Below are 16,204 nucleotides of genomic sequence, written 5' to 3' on the forward strand. Positions count from 1 at the left end.
GGGGTGAGCACGCACCCGGACCCGGCTGGCGAGTCCGTCAGGTGCGGTGGTCCGAAGGGGCCGGCCTCAGCCCTCGACGGCCTCGACGCGCTTCTTCAGGCCCGCCAGCGCGCGGTCGATGATGACCTTCTCGGCCTTGCGCTTGATCATGCCGAGCATCGGGATCTTGACGTCCACGGTCAGCTGGTAGGTGACCTCGGTGCGCTTGCCCCCGTCCAGCGGGGCCAGCCGGTAGGACCCGTCGAGCTGGCGCAGCATCTGCGACTTGTCCAGGGTCCAGCTGACCTCGTCCGCACCCTTCCAGGTGTAGTTGAGGGTGTGGTCGTCCTTGATCGCCCCGGCATCGAGCAGCAGGCGCACCTTCTCGGCGCGGCCTTCGGCGTCGGAGGCCAGCACCTCGGCCTCCTTCACCTCGCCGGTCCACTCGGGGTAGCGTCCGAAGTCGGCGATCACGGCCATGACGTCAGCCGGCGCCGCTTCGATCGTGATGCTCGAGCTGGTGTGTTCCGCCATCGCGGTCGCTCCTCCGGGCTGGTGGCACCTCCCAGCGGCAGCTGGGGAAGTTCAGGAAGTGTCGCGGCCTGCGGCCGCCGCGTGAAGGCTACCGCGCGGGTGGACCTCACCACTCCAGGGCCCAGGGCCTTCCCGTCGAGGCGAAGTGCCCGACGTTCACGCACTCGGTGGCGCCGATCCGCATCCGGCGGGCCAGCGGCTGGTGGACGTGGCCGAACAGTGCGTACCGGGGGCGGGTCCGGCGGATGGCGGCGAGCAGGGCCGCGCTGCCGCGCTCGAAGCGGCGGGCCACGGTGTCGTAGCAGAGTTCGGGGACCTCGGGCGGGATGTGCGAGCACAGGACGTCGACCTCGCCGAGCGCCTCGATCTTGGCCGCGTACTCCTCCGGGTCCACCTCGTACGGGGTGCGCATCGGGGTGGGCAGGCCGCCGCCGACGAAGCCGAAGACCCGGCCGCCGATCTCCACGCGCTCGCCGTCGAGGACGGTGGTGCCGGGGCGGGCGTACTGGGGCCAGAGCGACGGGATGTCGACATTGCCGTAGGTGGCGTAGGTGGGCGTGGGGAACGCGGCGAACATCTCCTCGTACTGCCGGCGCACCGCGCCCTCGATGACCCGCTCGCGGTCCAGGCCCGCCCACAGCTCGCGGCCCAGCGCGCGGGCCTCGTCGAAGCGCCGCTCGGTGCGCAGGGCCACGATCCGGTCGGCGTTCTCGACGCCGAAGAGGTCCGGGAAGATGCCGCGCGAATGGTCGGCGTAGTCCAGGAAGAGGACCAGGTCGCCCAGGCAGATCAGGGCGTCCGCGCCCTCCCCGGCCCGGGCCAGCGCGTCGGTGTTCCCGTGCACGTCGCTGACCACGTGGACCCGCGTGCCGCTCTTGGTTCCTTTGCCACCCATGCCGTCACCCTAGGGGCGTACGGGAACGGGGCATAGGCGGGGTGCGGAGGATCTCGTACAGCTGCCCGGACCTGCGGTTACTTCCGAGTCTCCAGCGGGGTCGACTACTGTCGGGCGGGTATGGCCGCGTCGTGTGACGCACGGAACATCTGGCCGGTTCCCCCTATCGGGAACCCACTACTCGTGGGTAACGTCCGGTCGGTCCACATGGTGGCGATGGCGCCCAGAGGAGCAGCAGTCTTGCGCGAGTTCAGCCTTCCGGCCCTGTACGAGGTCCCGTCGGACGGGAACCTGACGGATCTCATCCGCCGCAACGCAGCTCAGCATCCGGCCACCGCCGTCATGGCACGCAAGGTCGGCGATGCCTGGCAGGACGTGACGGCCACCGAGTTCCTGGCCGAGGTCCGGGCCACGGCCAAGGGCCTCATCGCGGCCGGCGTCCGGCCCGGCGACCGGGTCGCCCTCATCTCGCGGACCCGCTACGAGTGGGTCCTGATCGACTTCGCGATCTGGAGCGCGGGCGCCGTCACCGTCCCCGTGTACGAGACCAGCTCGCCCGAGCAGATCCAGTGGATCCTCGGCGACTCCGGCGCCGCCGCCGTGATCGTGGAGAGCCCCGGGCACGGCGCGACCGTCGCCGCCCTGCGCGACCGGCTCCCGGAGCTGCGCGAGGTCTGGGAGATCGAGGCGGGCGCCCTGGAGACCCTGCGCGCCGCGGGCGCCTCGGTCACCGACGCCGAGGTCGACGAGCGCAGCGGCCTCGCCAACGCCGACGACCCGGCCACCATCGTCTACACCTCGGGCACCACCGGCCGCCCCAAGGGCTGCGTGCTGACCCACCGCAACTTCTTCGCCGAGTGCGGCAACGTGGTGGAGCGGCTCAGCCCGCTCTTCCGCACCGGCGAGTGCTCGGTCCTGCTCTTCCTCCCGGCGGCCCACGTGTTCGGCCGCCTGGTCGAGGTGGCGGCCGTACTGGCCCCCATCCGGCTGGGCTGCGTACCGGACATCAAGAACCTGACCGACGAGCTCCAGTCCTTCCGCCCCACCCTGATCCTCGGTGTGCCGCGGGTCTTCGAGAAGGTCTACAACTCGGCGCGCGCCAAGGCGCAGGCCGACGGCAAGGGCAAGATCTTCGACGCGGCCGCCGAGACGGCGATCGCCTACAGCCGCGCGCTGGACACCCCGGGCGGCCCGTCCTTCGGCCTCAAGCTGAAGCACAAGGTGTTCTCGAAGCTCGTCTACAGCAAGCTGCACACGGTCCTCGGCGGCCGCGGCGAGTACGCGATCTCCGGCGGCGCCCCGCTGGGCGAGCGGCTCGGCCACTTCTTCCGCGGGATCGGCTTCACCGTGCTGGAGGGCTACGGCCTGACCGAGTCGTGCGCGGCGACCGCCTTCAACCCGTGGGACCGCACGAAGATCGGTACGGTCGGCCAGCCGCTCCCGGGATCGGTCGTGCGCATCGCGGACGACGGCGAGGTGCTGCTGCACGGCGAGCACATCTTCAAGGAGTACTGGAAGAACGAGACGGCGACCGCCGAGGCGCTGGCCGACGGCTGGTTCCGTACGGGCGATGTCGGCACCCTCGACGAGGACGGCTACCTCACGATCACCGGGCGCAAGAAGGAACTCATCGTCACCGCGGGCGGCAAGAACGTCGCTCCCGCGGTGATCGAGGACCGGATCCGCGCCCACGCGCTGGTCGCCGAGTGCATGGTGGTCGGTGACGCGAGGCCGTTCGTGGCCGCGCTGGTGACCATCGACGAGGAGTTCCTCGGCCGGTGGGCGGCGGAGAACGGCAAGCCCGCGGGCTCGACGGCGGCTTCGCTGCGCGAGGACGCGGACCTCAACGCCGCCGTCCAGCAGGCCGTGGACGACGGCAACGCGGCGGTTTCCAAGGCGGAATCGGTGCGGAAATTCCGCATTCTGCCCTCCCAGTTCACGGAGGAGTCGGGCCACCTGACGCCCTCGCTGAAGCTGAAGCGCAATGTGGTGGCGAAGGACTTCGCGGACGAGGTCGAGGCCCTCTACCGGGGCTGAGTGCCAAGAGGGGCCTAGCGCGGGTCCTGGGCGAGGATCCGCGCCATGTTCCGCTCGGCGAGCGCGGTGATCGTGACGAAGGGGTTCACCCCGAGCGAGCCCGGGACGAGCGAGCCGTCGACGACGTACAGCCCCTGGTAGCCCTTGGCGCGGCCGTAGTCGTCGGTGGCGGCGCCCAGCACGCAGCCGCCGAGCGGGTGGTAGGTGAAGTTGTCGGCGAAGTTCCTGTTGCCGCCGAACAGGTCGTAGCGGTAGATCGTGAAGTTGGCCCGGTTGATCCGGTCGAAGAGGCTCTTCGCCGCGTTCACGGACGGGGTGTTCTGGTCCCGGGTCCACTGGAGCTTCGCCGAGTCGGTGGCCGCGTCGTAGGTGAAGTGGCCGCGCTCGGGGTTCTTGGTGATCGCCAGGTACATCGAGATCCAGTGCTCGATCCCCATCGGCAGCGGGGCGATCTCGGCGAAGACCGGGTTCGAGGCGTTGTCCCAGTCGTCGATGCCCAGGGCGGGCATGGTGGCCTGGTTGGCGCCGACGGTGTCCCAGAGGTGGTTGGCCCGGGCGGTCATCACATTGCCGTTGTGGCCCCAGCCGCGGCCGACCTCGTCGCTGAGCGCGGGGAGCGCGCCGGTCTCGCGGGCGCGCAGCAGGATCTCGGTGGTGCCGAGGCTGCCCGCGCCCAGGAAGAGCTGTTTGCAGCCGAGTTCGCGGGTCTGGGTGACCCGTCCGGTCAGGTCGCTGGTCTGGACGGTGAGGACGTAGCCCCCGGCCGGGTCCGGGCGTACGGCGACCACGCGCTGCATGGTCTCGATGGTGACGTTGCCGGTGCCGAGGGCGGCGGCGAGGTAGGTCTTGTCGACGCTCTTCTTGCCGTGGTTGTTGCCGTAGATGACCTCGCCCGCGAGCGCGGACTTGGTGGCGGTGCCGGCCGCTTCGCGCTTCATGTACTCGAAGTCGTAGACGTTGGGCACGAAGGTGGTCTTCAGGCCGGTGTTCTGGGCGTGCTTGCGGGAGATCCGGGCGAAGCGGTACCACTCGGTGGACTCGAACCAGGACGGGTCGATGTCGTTGACGCCGAGCATCTGGCGGGCCCGCGGGTAGTAGGTCCCGTACATCTCGTCGGCGTCGACCCGGGGCAGCACCTCGGTGAAGTACGAGCGCTTGGGGGTGGGCGCCATGCCGCCGTTGACGAGGGAGCCGCCGCCGACGCCCCGGCCGACGTAGACGGACATGTCTCCGTAGTTCACCCGGTCGAGGACGCCGGGGTAGGGGCTGATGTCGCGGTTGACCACGTCGAGCCAGAGGAACTGGGCGAGCGGGGCCTCGGTGCGCGTGCGGTACCACATGGAGCGCTGGTCGGGCGCGGAGGTGGAGGGGAAGACCTTCCCGTCGGGGCCGGGGGTGTCCCAGAGCCGTCCCATTTCGAGGACGACGGTCCGTACGCCCGCCTGCCCGAGCCGCAGGGCGGCGACGGCTGAGCCGTAGCCGGAGCCGACGACGATGGCGGGGGCGTACTGCGCGGCGGCGGGCTCGGCGGCGGCCGCGGAGGACAGGCCGATCCGGGTGAACCCGAGGGCCGCGGCGGTCTGGAGGGCGCCGACCCCCAGAAGGTGACGGCGCGTCAGCTGTGATGTCATGCTCGCATCATGGGCGGAATCCTATCGTCCACCCAGATGTCGTACTGCCAGACATCTGAGTGACAGTCAGATATGGCCGATAGCAGCCTTGTTACGGCCGGTACGTGATCACCGCAGCCCCGACGCCGCGACCGGGAGCGGCCCACCCTGTCACAGCAGCGCACGCAGCCGGTCCGCCAGCAGGTCCCAGCGCCACCGCTCCTCCACCCAGGCCCGGCCCCGCTCCCCCATCGCCCGGGCCAGCTGCGGATCCCGCAGCAGCGTGACGATCCGGTCCGCGGTGTCCGTGGCGGAGCCGCCGCGGACCACCCACCCCGTCTCCCCGTCCAGGACCGCGTCCGGCGCGCCCCCCGAGTCCCCCGCCACCACCGGCAGGCCCGTGGCCGAAGCCTCCAGGTAGACGATCCCGAGCCCCTCCACGTCCAGCCCGCCGCGCCGGGTCCGGCACGGCATAGCGAAGACGTCCCCCGCCCCGAAGTGCGCGGGCAGCTCCCCCCACGGCAGGGCCCCGGTGAACCGCACCGCGTCCGTGACCCCCGCCGACGCGGCCAGCGCCCGCAGCGCCCCCTCGTACGGCCCGCCGCCCACGATCAGCAGCACCGTGCCCGGGACCTCGGCGTGGATCAGCGGCAGCGCCCGGATCAGGGTGTCCTGGCCCTTGCGCGGCACCAGCCGGGACACGCACACCACCACCGGCCGGTCCGTCAGCCCGAGCCGGGCCCGGATCAGGTCACCGCCCGACCCCGGGTGGAAGGTCTTCTCGTCCACCCCGGGCGGCAGCCGCGTCATCCGGGCCGCCGCCGCCTCGCCGAGCGCTCCCGCGATCCGCGACCGGGTGTACTCGCCCAGGTAGGTGACCGTGTCCGTGCCCTCGCCGATCCGGTGCAGCAGGGCGCGGGCGCCGGGCAGCTGGGCCCAGCCCGCCTCGTGCCCGTGCGTGGTCGCCACCACCCGGCGGGCCCCCGCCCGGCGCAGCGCCGGGCCCATCAGGGCGAGCGGGGCGGCGGCCCCGAACCAGACCGCCTCGCAGCCGTGTTCGCGCAGCAGCTCGGTGGCCCGGCGGGTCACCCGGGGGCTGGGCAGCAGCATCGTCGCGGGGTCCCGGACGACGGGGAAGGGCTGCGCCGCGTCGAAGGCGGCGGTGGCCGCGGCGCCTTCCGCGCCCCGCTTCCAGGTGGAGGCGTAGACGACGACCCGGCCGGGATCCAGGCGCAGCGCCATGTTGTGCAGGAAGGCCTGGATGCCGCCCGGACGTGGCGGGAAATCGTTGGTCACGATCAGCGTCTTGTGCATCAGGCGGCGAGGCTACCGCTCAGCGCAGCTCCTCCCGCAGGGCCGATTGCCACGTTTGGGTGAGGTTTGGGAGGTCGGTGTCGAGGGTGCTCCGCAGGGCCGTCGGCAGCGGATTCCGGCCTGCTTCGGCATAGAGCCTGACCAGGGCCGCCTCGCCCCAGCGGTCGGCGATCAGCCGGCAGGCCAGCCAGGCCCCCTCGTAGGCCCGGGCCATCGCCTGCGCGTCACCCCCGAAGGTGAACGCCTCGTTCGGGGGGAGCGCGGACGGAAGTTCACCCCGGTTCACGGCCCGGCGCAGGGCCGGGGCGGCCTCCGCCGGGGTGCGCCCCGCCGAACGGTACGCCGCCCAGTCCGCGAAGCCCTCGGAGAGCCACAGCGGGGTCGAGGCGGTGGTCGCGGAGCGGGTGGCGACGTGGGTGCTCTCGTGGGTGAGGACCACCTGGCGGCCCAGCTCGCTGAGGCCCTCGTACGCCTGCGGGTTGACCACGATCCGGTCCGCCGGGGCCGGGGACACGCCCACCAGCCCGGTGGTGACCGCCGCCAGCCCCCGGTAGGAGTCGGCGGGCCGCCCCAGCAGGGCCGCCATCGCGTCCAGGTCGGCGGGGACCAGGACCACCAACCGGCCCGCCCACGGCCGCGGCCAGGCCGCGCCGACCTCGGGCACGGCCCGCCCGGCCACCACCGCGATCTCCTCCAGGCTCTCCCGGGTCCGCCCGGCGGCGCCCAGCACCAGCACGTGCTCGGCGCGCACCACGCTCACCGGGCTCTGGTCCCACAGCTGCGGCAGCGCTCCCGGCGCGGGCCGGTCACCGGTGACGTGCCACCCGGCGCCGTCCTCGCTGAGCGTCAGTGCCCGGGCCGAACCCGCCGGGGCGGCGTCGTACCCGGTGAGCCTGTAGCGCAGCTCCGCGCGGGCGGAGGCCCGGGCGCCGTCCCGGCGCACCGAGGTGACCTCGTACGTCCAGCCCTCCAGCGGGACCGCGGCGAGCGCCGCGGGGGGCTTGGCCGACCACGCGGAGACCGCCGCCCGGACGGCCCGCTCGGCGCCGTCGGGGCGCGCCACGGCCCCACCACCGCAGCCGGCCGACCCCCAGGCCAGCAGGACGGCCAGCAGCAGGAGCAGCGCGCGTACGGGACCCCGGACCATCCGGCGATCGTACGCGCGCGGCACACCCGGGTCAGCGCACGGCTGGGCAGCTCACGGCCGGGTCACCGAGGACACCGGCATCATCCCGACGGGGTCGTAGCGCACGGCGGCCCCCGGGTAGGGGGCGTGCACCACCTGGCCGTTGCCGACGTACATGCCCACGTGGCTGGCGTCCGAGCGGTAGGTCACCAGGTCACCGGGCCGCGCCTCGGAGAGGGACACCCGGCGGCCCGCGTGCCGCTGCTCCTGCGAGGTGCGCGGCAGGGAGACGCCCGCCTGCCGGTAGGACCACACCATCAGCCCGGAACAGTCGAATCCGGAGGGCCCGGTGGCCCCCCACACGTACGGGCGCCCGACCGCGGCCCTGGCCGCCATCACGGCGGTCGCGGCGCGCCCCGAGGACGCGCCCCCGGACCCGAACGCCTCCGGACCCTCGGGCAGCGCGTCGGCGCGGCCGCCGGAGCGCGAGGACCGCTCGTAGGACGCCCGCTCCTCCGTCGGCATCGCGTTGAGCAGCCGCTGGGCGGCGGCGAGCTTGGCGGTGACGGAGCGCTTCTGGCGGGCGGTGTCGGCGCGCAGCTCGTCGAGTTCGGCGAGCTTGTGGGAGGCCTCGCGGCGTTCCTGGTCCAGCTTGCGCTGCTCCTCGCGCAGTTCGTCGAGCTGCCGGGTCTGGCGGCCGGTCAGCCGGTCGAGGGCGCTGGCCTTGTCGAGGTACTCGTCGGGGTCCTCGGAGAGCATCAGCTCGACGGCCGGGTCGAGTCCGCCGGACTTGTACTGGGCCCCGGCGAAGCTGCCGAGCACCCCGCGCATGGTGTTGATCCGGTCCTGGCCGCGGGCCACGGCGTCCTGGGCGCGCAGGACTTCGGCGCGCAGCTTCGCGCTGCGCTCCCCCGCCGCGTTGAACCGCTCGGTGGCCTGCTCGGCCTCCTCGAACAGCTGGTCCACCTGGGCCCGGGTCCCGGCGGGCGGGTCCGCGGGGGCCGCGCTGGCCGGTACGCCCGTCAGGGCGACCGCGGCGGTGGCCGCGGCGGCGGTCAGGACGGTGACCCTGGTGCTCCGGTCGTGCCCCGTAGGCGCGGTCCGGCGATGGGATGCCACGTTGAGCCGCTCCCTTCCGCTGGCGCGGGGCCCGGGTCCGCCCTCTTGGACGGCCGTGTGCCGGGTTCCGCGCTGGCAGACAGTAGCGGCGCGAGCACGCACCGGCCAACGACCTCCGAGGGGCACGCACAGTGACGCCCCGCCGGAGACGCAGGTCACCGACGGGGCGAGGGGGCGGAGCGCGCGTGTGCAATTCGCCCGGATGGGCGGTGTACGGCGCGCCCCTTACGGAAGGGGGCGGGCTCAGCCGCCGACGCGGACGCCGAACTGGAAGGGCATGTTGGCGACGGCCTCGTACTTCACGCCGCCGCGCGGGTTGGAGGCGTGCAGCGTCATCCCGTTGCCCGCGTACAGGCCGACGTGGTGCAGGTCGTCGTAGAACAGGATCAGGTCGCCGGGCTGCAGTTCGCTCTGGCTCAGGTGGCGGCCCGCGTTCGCCTGGTCGTAGGTGACGCGCGGGATGTCCACGCCGGCCTGGGCGTAGGCCCACTGGGTCAGGCCCGAGCAGTCCCAGGAGTCGGGGCCCGTGTCGCCCATGTTGTAGGCGTCGCCGAGCTGCTGCTTGGCGTATTCGAGGGCCGCTCCGGCCCGCCCCGAGCCCTTGGCGCCGCCGCCGGAGTTCGCCGTGTCGGCGGCTCCGCTGCTGGCCTTCTTCTCGTCGGAGCTGATCTTCGCGCGGTCCTGCTCACTCAGGGAGTTGAGGACCTCCCGGGCCGCGGCGAGCTTGTCCTGGGAGGTCTTCTTCTTCTCGGCGAGTTCCTTGCGGGTGGCGTCGAGGTCGGCGAGCTTGCCCGAGGCCTCCTGACGCTTCTGCGCCATGCTCCGCTGCTTGGCCTGGATCTTCTTGACGGCTTCGACCTGCTGGCCGCTCAGCTGATCCAGCGTGGAGGCCTTGTCGAGGTATTCGTCCGGGTTCGCGGAGAGGAAGAGCGCCAGCGAGTTGTCGATGCCGCCGGTGCGGTACTGGGCGCTCGCCATCGAACCCAGCGCGCTGCGCAGGGTGTTGAGTTCGTCCTGCCCCTTGGCGACCTGGTCCTGGAGCTGGCCGATCTCCTTCTCCAGCTTCTCCTGGCGCTCCTTGGCCCCGTTGAACTTCTCGGTGGCCTGCTCGGACTCCTCGTAGAGCGCGTCGACCTTGGCCTTGGCCTCGTCCTTGCTCGGCTGCGGGGCGGCGGAGGCGCCATTGGCGGAGAGGACGACGGCCGCGGTCGCGGTGGCCGTCAGGACGGTCACGCGAAGGCGGCTCGGCTGCTTGGGTCGACGGTGGGACGCCACGGGGGCGAGCTCCTTCTTCCTAGAGCCGCCGGAGCACGCACACTCGGCAGCCCCTTCGCCCGGCACCCCGAATGAGTGATCCATCGCACGAAGGTTTGGGCCGACCCTAGTGACCTTCCTGTGATCAGTTCAAATCCTGACGACAAAAAAATCGGTCACCGACCAGCTTCTTTACCTTCACCCCACGCCCCGTAGCGGTCACTTGACGGTACGTTCCGAAAATCCCGGCAATCCGGCGATCGCGCCCAGGAGTTACGAAACGCGCGAAAGCCGCTTCAGCAACAAGGCGGACGTGACCGGCCGCGCCCCCGCCTTGGCCACGCCGTCCGCCACCTCCCGGTCCGTGGAGACCACGACCACCGGCCGCCCGGGCGGCTCCGCGCGCACCAGCTGACGGATCAACTCGTCCGCCGTGACGCCCGCCTTGGAGAACAGCACCCGCACCCCGCGCGGCGGCGCCAGCAGCACCGGCGCGGCCAGCTCGGCCCCGTCGAAGACACAGGTCATCTCGGCCCCGCTCTGGGCGGCCAGCATCGACAGCCCGCCCAGCAGCCGCAGCCGCTGCTTCTCCAGCGGCATCGTCGGATAGCCGGTCTTGGTGACGTTGTAGCCGTCCACCACCAGATGGGCCTGGGGCAGCGCCAGCAACTGGTCCAGCAGCGCCGGATCGGTCTCCGACAGCGCCCGCGCCGCGATGTCCTTCGGGGTCATCCGGCCCGGCTCCACCGCCTCCACCGTGTCCGCGGGACGCGTCGAGACCGGCGGCAGCGCCAGCTCCCGGCGCAGCCCCTGGGCCGCGTCGAGCACCGTGTCCAGCAGCAGCCGCAGCCGCATGTCCTCGATGCTGCGGCCCTCGCGGGTGGCCCGGCGCGAGGTCTCCAGCGCCGACTCCACCTCCGCCAGCCGGGACTTGAGCCGCCGCGACTCGCTCTCGGCCGCCACCACCCGCGCACCGGTCTCGCTGCGGATCCCGTCGACCTCGGCCATCACCTTGCGCAGGGCCGCCTCGCCCCGCTTGACGTCGTTGAGGGCGCTGCGCAGCTTGCGCTGAAGCGATTCGGCTTCCTTGCGGGCCGCTTCCAGCTCCGTACGCACCTGCTCGCCGCCGGTGCGCTGCTGCTCGCGCAGGTGCGCCAGCTCCTCGCGCAGCCGCTCCAGCTCGCGCTGGGTCTCCTCGCCGACCCGCTCGGCGTCGGCGCGCTGCGCCTCCTCGCCGGCCGCGGCCACGAGCTTGACCCAGCCCGCGGGCCGCAGGACGTACGCGGCGGCCGCGACGTCCAGCGGATCCGCGGCGGCGGGCGGCGCGCCGGACTCCAGCGCGGCCGACAGCTCCGGCTGGGCCTCGCGCAGCTTCTCGGCGACCCGGCCGCGGAAGACGGCGTCCGTCTCCACGGCCGCCGCCATCGCGTTGCCCGCGAACTTGGCCCGCCGGGTGGGGGTGAACCGGGCGTACTGGCGCAACTGGCCCGGAAGGTCGGCGACCGTCAGCCCGCCGAAGGCGTCCGAGACCAGCGCGACCACTTTGCGCCGCACGCCCTCGGGCAGCGGGCGGTCGAGCACCTCCGCGGCGTCACCGGCCGCGTCGGCCGGCTCAGCGCCGCTTGCTGGCTCCACAATCCGTCACCCCTACCGTTACTTCTCGACCGCGGGTTCCGACTCCCTCAGGAGTCCGAACCCGGCCGGTCCACGAGTTCGATCTGGTCCACCGCGTTGCACCAGCGGCAGCGGACCGACTCGATGGTCTCATTGACCACCTCGCGCTCCTCGACCTTGGGCTCCCCGGCGAGGTCCAGGTGGACGTACTCCACGACCTTCGACGAACGGGTGACGTCGAACCGCGTGAGGTTGCCGCACAGCGTGCAGCGCCACCGGGTCGTCTCGGTCGGCAGGGGAACCGTCATCAGGCCGCTCACTCCTTGGTCGCTCTTTCAATTAAAGCGGTCCGCGCCTCTCGGCGGGACCGTAGCTCGTAACCCTACGGCCTGACGTCACCCTCGCGCCGGGCCCTGTCCCCCATGCGAGACGCGGCGGGGCGAGCTGCCCCGGTCCCTCCCCTTACGCCATGCTCTGTCCCATGACCCCAAGCCGCGGCCCCGTGGTGACGTACGCGCTGATCGCGGCCTGCGCGGCCGTCTTCGTCCTGAGCCCGGCCTCCGGGCTCAACCCGGTCTACGGCACGGGCGAGCGGCTCGTCGCCGCCGGGACGGCGTACTTCCGGCACTGGGGCGTCGTACCGGACGAACTCTTCGCCGGCGGCCGCCGCGCGGCGCTCACCCCGCTGACCGCGCTCTTCGTGCACGGCGGCTGGCTGCACCTGCTGGGGAACTGCCTCTTCCTCTACGTCTTCGGCGCGATGACCGAGGAGCGGATGGGGCGGGCCCGGTTCCTCGTCTTCTACGTCACCACCGGCTACCTCGCCCTGGCCGCCTACGCGGCGGCCAACGCCTCCTCCGACCAGACCCTGGTCGGCGCCTCCGGGGCCATCTCGGCCGTCCTGGGGGCCTTCCTCTGCCTCTTCCCCAAGGCGCGGGTGACCAGCCTCTTCCCGTTCCTCTTCTTCGTGCCGCTGCGCTTCCCGGCCTGGATCGTGCTGCTGTTCTGGTTCGGCCTGCAGTGGCTGGCGGCCCAGCGCGCCGGGAGCGGGCCCGGAGTGGCGTACCTGGCCCACGTGGTGGGCTTCTCGGTCGGGTTCCTCTACGCGTGGGTCCGATATCGGCGTACGACTAGAGTGAGGCGACCAGCGACGGCCACCGAGGGAGACAGCCAGCCGTGATCACCGCGATCGTGCTCATCAAGACCAGCGTGGACCGCATCCCCGAGATCGCCGAGTCGATCGCCGCGCTGGAGAACGTCAGCGAGGTGTACTCCGTCACGGGTACCTACGACCTGATCGCCCTCGTCCGGGTGCCCCGCCACGACGACCTGGCGGACATCATCCCGGGCCGCATCAGCAAGATCCCGGGCGTGGAGGCCACGGACACGCACGTGGCGTTCCGCACGTACTCCCAGCACGACCTGGAAGCGGCCTTCGCCATCGGCCTCGACGCGTAGCCGCTGTCCCTCCGGGGGCGCCTCAAACGCCGGCGGGGCTGGGATGGGCCCCGCGCGGCGGGTCGTGGCCGGGACGGGGACACGCAGGAGTGTCCCCGCAGGACGAGCGGTCACCACCGGGTGCACTGTCCGACCGGCCCGCGCCCGCGAGCCGAGGAGACACTCGTGCGGGGCACCGGCACGGACACGGCCCGCCCACCCGACCCTGGGTACGGGGACACACCCCGAGCCCCGCCGGCGATTGAGGCGGAACGTCACACGGCCGGGACGCAGCGGCCTTCTTCCGTGCGGTACGTCCACTGCGCGCCCTGGGCCACCAGCTCCCGGACGGCCCCGACGAACCGCGCGACGTGCTCGTCCGGCGTCCCCGCCCCGAAGCTGACGCGGATCGCGTTCAGCGAGCGCTCCCCCGGCTCCGAATCCGGCGCCCCGCACTCGCCCTGGGCCTGCGGCTCGCTGCCGAGCAGGGTCCGCACCAGCGGGTGGGCGCAGAACAGGCCGTCGCGGACACCGATGCCGTATTCGGCGGACAGCGCGGCGGCGAAGTGGGAGCTGTTCCAGCCGTCCACGACGAAGGAGATGACGCCGACGCGCGGCGCGTCGTCACCGAAGAGGGACAGGATCCGCACCGCGGGGACCTCGGCCAGGCCTTCGCGGACCTTCGCGATCAGGTGCCGCTCGCGGGCGACCAGCGTGTCGAACCCGGCCTCGGTCAGCGCCCGGCAGGCGGAGGCGATGGAGTAGACGCCGATGACGTTCGGGGAGCCGGCCTCGTGGCGGGCCGCGGTGGTGTGCCACTCGACGTCCACGCCGCCGTCCTCGCGCCGGGCGACCTTGCGGGAGGCCCCGCCGCCCGCGAGGTACGGCTCGGCCTCCTGGAGCCAGTCGGCCCGCCCGGCGAGCACGCCGGAGCCGAAGGGCGCGTACAGCTTGTGGCCGGAGAAGGCGACCCAGTCGACGTCGAGGTCCTGGACGGACACGGGGTGGTGCGGGGCGAGCTGGGCGGCGTCCAGGACGATCCGCGCGCCGTGGGCGTGCGCGGCGGCGGCGAGTTCCTTGACCGGCCACAGTTCACCGGTGACGTTGGACGCGCCGGTCACGCAGACCAGCGCGGGACCGTAGGGGTCGCGGTCGGCGAGCGCCCGCTCCAGCGTGGCGACGGCCTGGCCCGGGGTGCGGGGCGCGTTGAGGTAGGTGACCTCCGCGCCCCGCCACGGCAGCAGCGAGGCGTGGTGCTCGGTCTCGAAGACGAAGACCTGGCAGTCGGCGGGGAGGACCTGGCCGAGGAGGTTCAGCGAGTCGGTGGTGGACCGGGTGAAGACCACCTGGTCGGTGGGGCGGCAGTCGAGGAACTCGGCGACCGTGGCCCGGCTCTGCTCGAAGAGGTCGGTGGAGAGCTGCGAGAGGTATCCGGCTCCGCGGTGCACGCTGCCGTAGTACGGGGCGTAGGCGGCCACGTCGTCCCAGACGCGCTGCAGGGCCGGGGCGCTGGCCGCGTAGTCGAGGGCCGCGTAGGTGACTTCGCCGCCGGTGACGAGCGGCACGGTGACGTCCCGGCCGAGCACCTGGAGCGGCTCGGCACAGGCCGCGTCACAAGCGGCGTCGGCGGTGGTGGTGGCAGCGGCGTTCAGGGATGCGGACATGGCGGTATCTCCCGGCAGGCAGGGGTGAATGGCTTCAAGTGGCCCGTACGCGGCCGGGTGCGGCGGGGTACGGGAAAGCCCCGGGAGACGGTGGGGTGCGTCGAAGGTACCGAGGGGTACGCGGACAGGACCCTGTTTCCGGGGGTGAAGAAGGGGCGAGTCGCCCTATCGCATTCGCTTGCTCACGGAAAAACGCTCCTCTAGAGACCAGGACCCCTGGAATCGAGGGATCCGCGCTTGCCGTAAGCCTCGCTGCCTACGGCCTGGTCATCACCCGGGGCACCCCGCCACGGAAGGAGGGTTGCCGGACAGCAAGCCGGGGCCTAAACGCTGTCACTCGTGACCTGGTCAGCATCCTGCCACAAGATCCGGCACGCACAAGCCCCGGTCCGCATGTCGGAACCGGGGCCTGACGCAAAACCACCTCGCAGGGTTACGCGTTGCTGGCCTTCACCCAGCGGTCCAGCGCCGCCAGGGCCGCGCCCGAGTCCACCGACTCGGCCGCGCGGACGATGCCGGCGGCCAGTTGCTCCTCCAGGGTGCCGGTGCCCGGGTCCAGGGCCACCAGGGCGGCCGCGGAGTTGAGCAGGACGGCGTCGCGGACCGGTCCGGTCTCCCCCGCCAGCAGGCGGCGGGCCACGTCCGCGTTGTAGGCGGGGTCCGCGCCCCGCAGCGCGGAGACGTCGACCAGCGGGATGCCGATGTCGCGTGGGTCGAAGGCCTGCTCGGCGACCTTGCCGTCGCGCACCCACCACACCCGGGAGGTCGCCGTGGTGGTCAGTTCGTCGAAGCCGTCGTCGCCCCGGAACACCAGCGCGGAGGAGCCGCGCTCGGCGAGGACTCCCGCCACGATGGGGGCCATCCGGGGGTCGGCGACCCCGGTCGCCTGGGACCGTACCCGCGCGGGGTTGGTCAGCGGGCCCAGCACGTTGAAGGTGGTGCGGATGCCCAGTTCCTTACGGGCGGTGGCCGCGTACCGCAGCGCCGGGTGGAACTTGACGGCGAAGCAGAAGGTGATGCCCGCCTCCTCCGCGACCTCGACCACCCGGGCGGGGCTCAGGTCGAGGTTGACGCCGAGCTTCTCCAGGACGTCCGAGGCGCCGCTGGAGGAGGAGGCGGCGCGGTTGCCGTGCTTGACGACCTTGGCGCCCGTACCGGCGACGACGATGGCGGACATCGTCGAGATGTTGACCGTCTTGGCGCCGTCGCCGCCGGTGCCGACGATGTCGACCGTGCGGCCCGGGACCTCGATCAGGTTGGCGTGTTCGTACATGGTCCGCACGAGGCCGTTGATCTCCGCCACGGTCTCGCCCTTGGCCCGCAGCGCGACCACGAAGCCCGCGATCTGGGCGTTGGTGGCCTCGCCGCGCATGATCCGGTCCATCGCCCACGCCGTGTCGTCCGCGCCGAGGTCGCGGCCGTCGAGAAGGGCGTCCAGTACGGCCGGCCAGGTACGGGCCGCCACGCTGTCGCCGCCTGCCGGGGTCACAACGTTCATGGTCCGCTCCTGATGGTCCACAGTCGATGGGTGAGGCCCCAGCCTATCCAGGCGGAGCGGACGGCAAAGAGCCCCGTCCAGTGACTGGACGGGGCTCTTGCCGTGGCGACGCGAAGACTGACC

General features: G+C 72.5%; 14 protein-coding genes and 1 riboswitch. Of the genes, 3 read left to right on the forward strand and 11 right to left on the reverse strand.

Annotation, left to right across the window (positions count from 1 at the left end; all coding sequences use genetic code 11):
* Positions 1-66: 66 nt before the first annotated feature.
* The gene (locus OHS33_RS09920; protein ID WP_330330016.1) at positions 67-513 is read right to left on the reverse strand and encodes an SRPBCC family protein; all 447 of its coding nucleotides are present in this window, start codon (positions 511-513) and stop codon (positions 67-69) included.
* Between the two features lie 106 nt (positions 514-619).
* Positions 620-1,408 (reverse strand): metallophosphoesterase family protein, encoded by a 789-nt coding sequence (locus OHS33_RS09925; protein WP_330330017.1) that lies wholly within the window; start codon positions 1,406-1,408, stop codon positions 620-622.
* A gap of 240 nt (positions 1,409-1,648) precedes the next feature.
* On the opposite strand from OHS33_RS09925, the gene OHS33_RS09930 reads away from it, so the two are divergent.
* Positions 1,649-3,445, forward strand: a complete 1,797-nt coding sequence (locus tag OHS33_RS09930; protein ID WP_330330018.1) for an AMP-dependent synthetase/ligase — start codon at positions 1,649-1,651, stop codon at positions 3,443-3,445.
* Between the two features lie 14 nt (positions 3,446-3,459).
* Here the strand turns inward: OHS33_RS09930 and OHS33_RS09935 are convergent, their stop codons facing one another.
* From OHS33_RS09935 to OHS33_RS09965, 7 genes are all read right to left on the reverse strand, one after another.
* Positions 3,460-5,076, reverse strand: coding sequence for a GMC oxidoreductase (locus tag OHS33_RS09935; RefSeq protein ID WP_330330019.1), 1,617 nt, complete (start codon positions 5,074-5,076; stop codon positions 3,460-3,462).
* A gap of 150 nt (positions 5,077-5,226) precedes the next feature.
* Complete coding sequence (locus OHS33_RS09940; protein ID WP_330330020.1) at positions 5,227-6,369, reverse strand: glycosyltransferase family 4 protein; 1,143 nt, start codon at positions 6,367-6,369, stop codon at positions 5,227-5,229.
* 19 nt (positions 6,370-6,388) lie between these two features.
* Entirely contained in the window at positions 6,389-7,516 is a 1,128-nt protein-coding gene (locus tag OHS33_RS09945; RefSeq protein ID WP_330330021.1) for a hypothetical protein, read from the reverse strand.
* Positions 7,517-7,567: 51 nt separating this feature from the next.
* Positions 7,568-8,614, reverse strand: coding sequence for a C40 family peptidase (locus tag OHS33_RS09950; RefSeq protein WP_330330022.1), 1,047 nt, complete (start codon positions 8,612-8,614; stop codon positions 7,568-7,570).
* A gap of 243 nt (positions 8,615-8,857) precedes the next feature.
* A complete protein-coding gene (locus OHS33_RS09955; RefSeq protein WP_330330023.1) occupies positions 8,858-9,889 on the reverse strand; it encodes a C40 family peptidase in 1,032 nt (343 codons plus the stop codon).
* 252 nt (positions 9,890-10,141) lie between these two features.
* Positions 10,142-11,506, reverse strand: a complete 1,365-nt coding sequence (locus OHS33_RS09960; protein ID WP_330334982.1) for an NYN domain-containing protein — start codon at positions 11,504-11,506, stop codon at positions 10,142-10,144.
* 44 nt (positions 11,507-11,550) lie between these two features.
* Positions 11,551-11,790, reverse strand: coding sequence for a hypothetical protein (locus OHS33_RS09965; RefSeq protein ID WP_330330024.1), 240 nt, complete (start codon positions 11,788-11,790; stop codon positions 11,551-11,553).
* 173 nt (positions 11,791-11,963) lie between these two features.
* Between OHS33_RS09965 and OHS33_RS09970 the strand changes: the two genes are divergently transcribed.
* Positions 11,964-12,662, forward strand: coding sequence for a rhomboid family intramembrane serine protease (locus tag OHS33_RS09970; RefSeq protein ID WP_330330025.1), 699 nt, complete (start codon positions 11,964-11,966; stop codon positions 12,660-12,662).
* Positions 12,659-12,940 carry an Lrp/AsnC family transcriptional regulator gene (locus tag OHS33_RS09975; protein WP_330330026.1) on the forward strand — a complete coding sequence of 94 codons (282 nt, stop codon included), beginning with the start codon at positions 12,659-12,661 and terminating at the stop codon, positions 12,938-12,940. The genes OHS33_RS09970 and OHS33_RS09975 overlap by 4 nt, the downstream gene beginning before the upstream one ends.
* 254 nt (positions 12,941-13,194) lie before the next feature.
* Here the strand turns inward: OHS33_RS09975 and OHS33_RS09980 are convergent, their stop codons facing one another.
* Positions 13,195-14,583, reverse strand: a complete 1,389-nt coding sequence (locus OHS33_RS09980) for an aminotransferase class V-fold PLP-dependent enzyme (RefSeq protein WP_330330027.1) — start codon at positions 14,581-14,583, stop codon at positions 13,195-13,197.
* Between the two features lie 228 nt (positions 14,584-14,811).
* A riboswitch (SAM riboswitch) is annotated at positions 14,812-14,928 on the reverse strand.
* 88 nt (positions 14,929-15,016) lie between these two features.
* Entirely contained in the window at positions 15,017-16,081 is a 1,065-nt protein-coding gene (gene trpD / locus OHS33_RS09985) for an anthranilate phosphoribosyltransferase (protein ID WP_330330028.1), read from the reverse strand.
* Between the last annotated feature and the right edge of the window lie 123 nt (positions 16,082-16,204).

This window comes from Streptomyces sp. NBC_00536 (genome assembly GCF_036346295.1).
GTDB lineage: Bacteria > Actinomycetota > Actinomycetes > Streptomycetales > Streptomycetaceae > Streptomyces.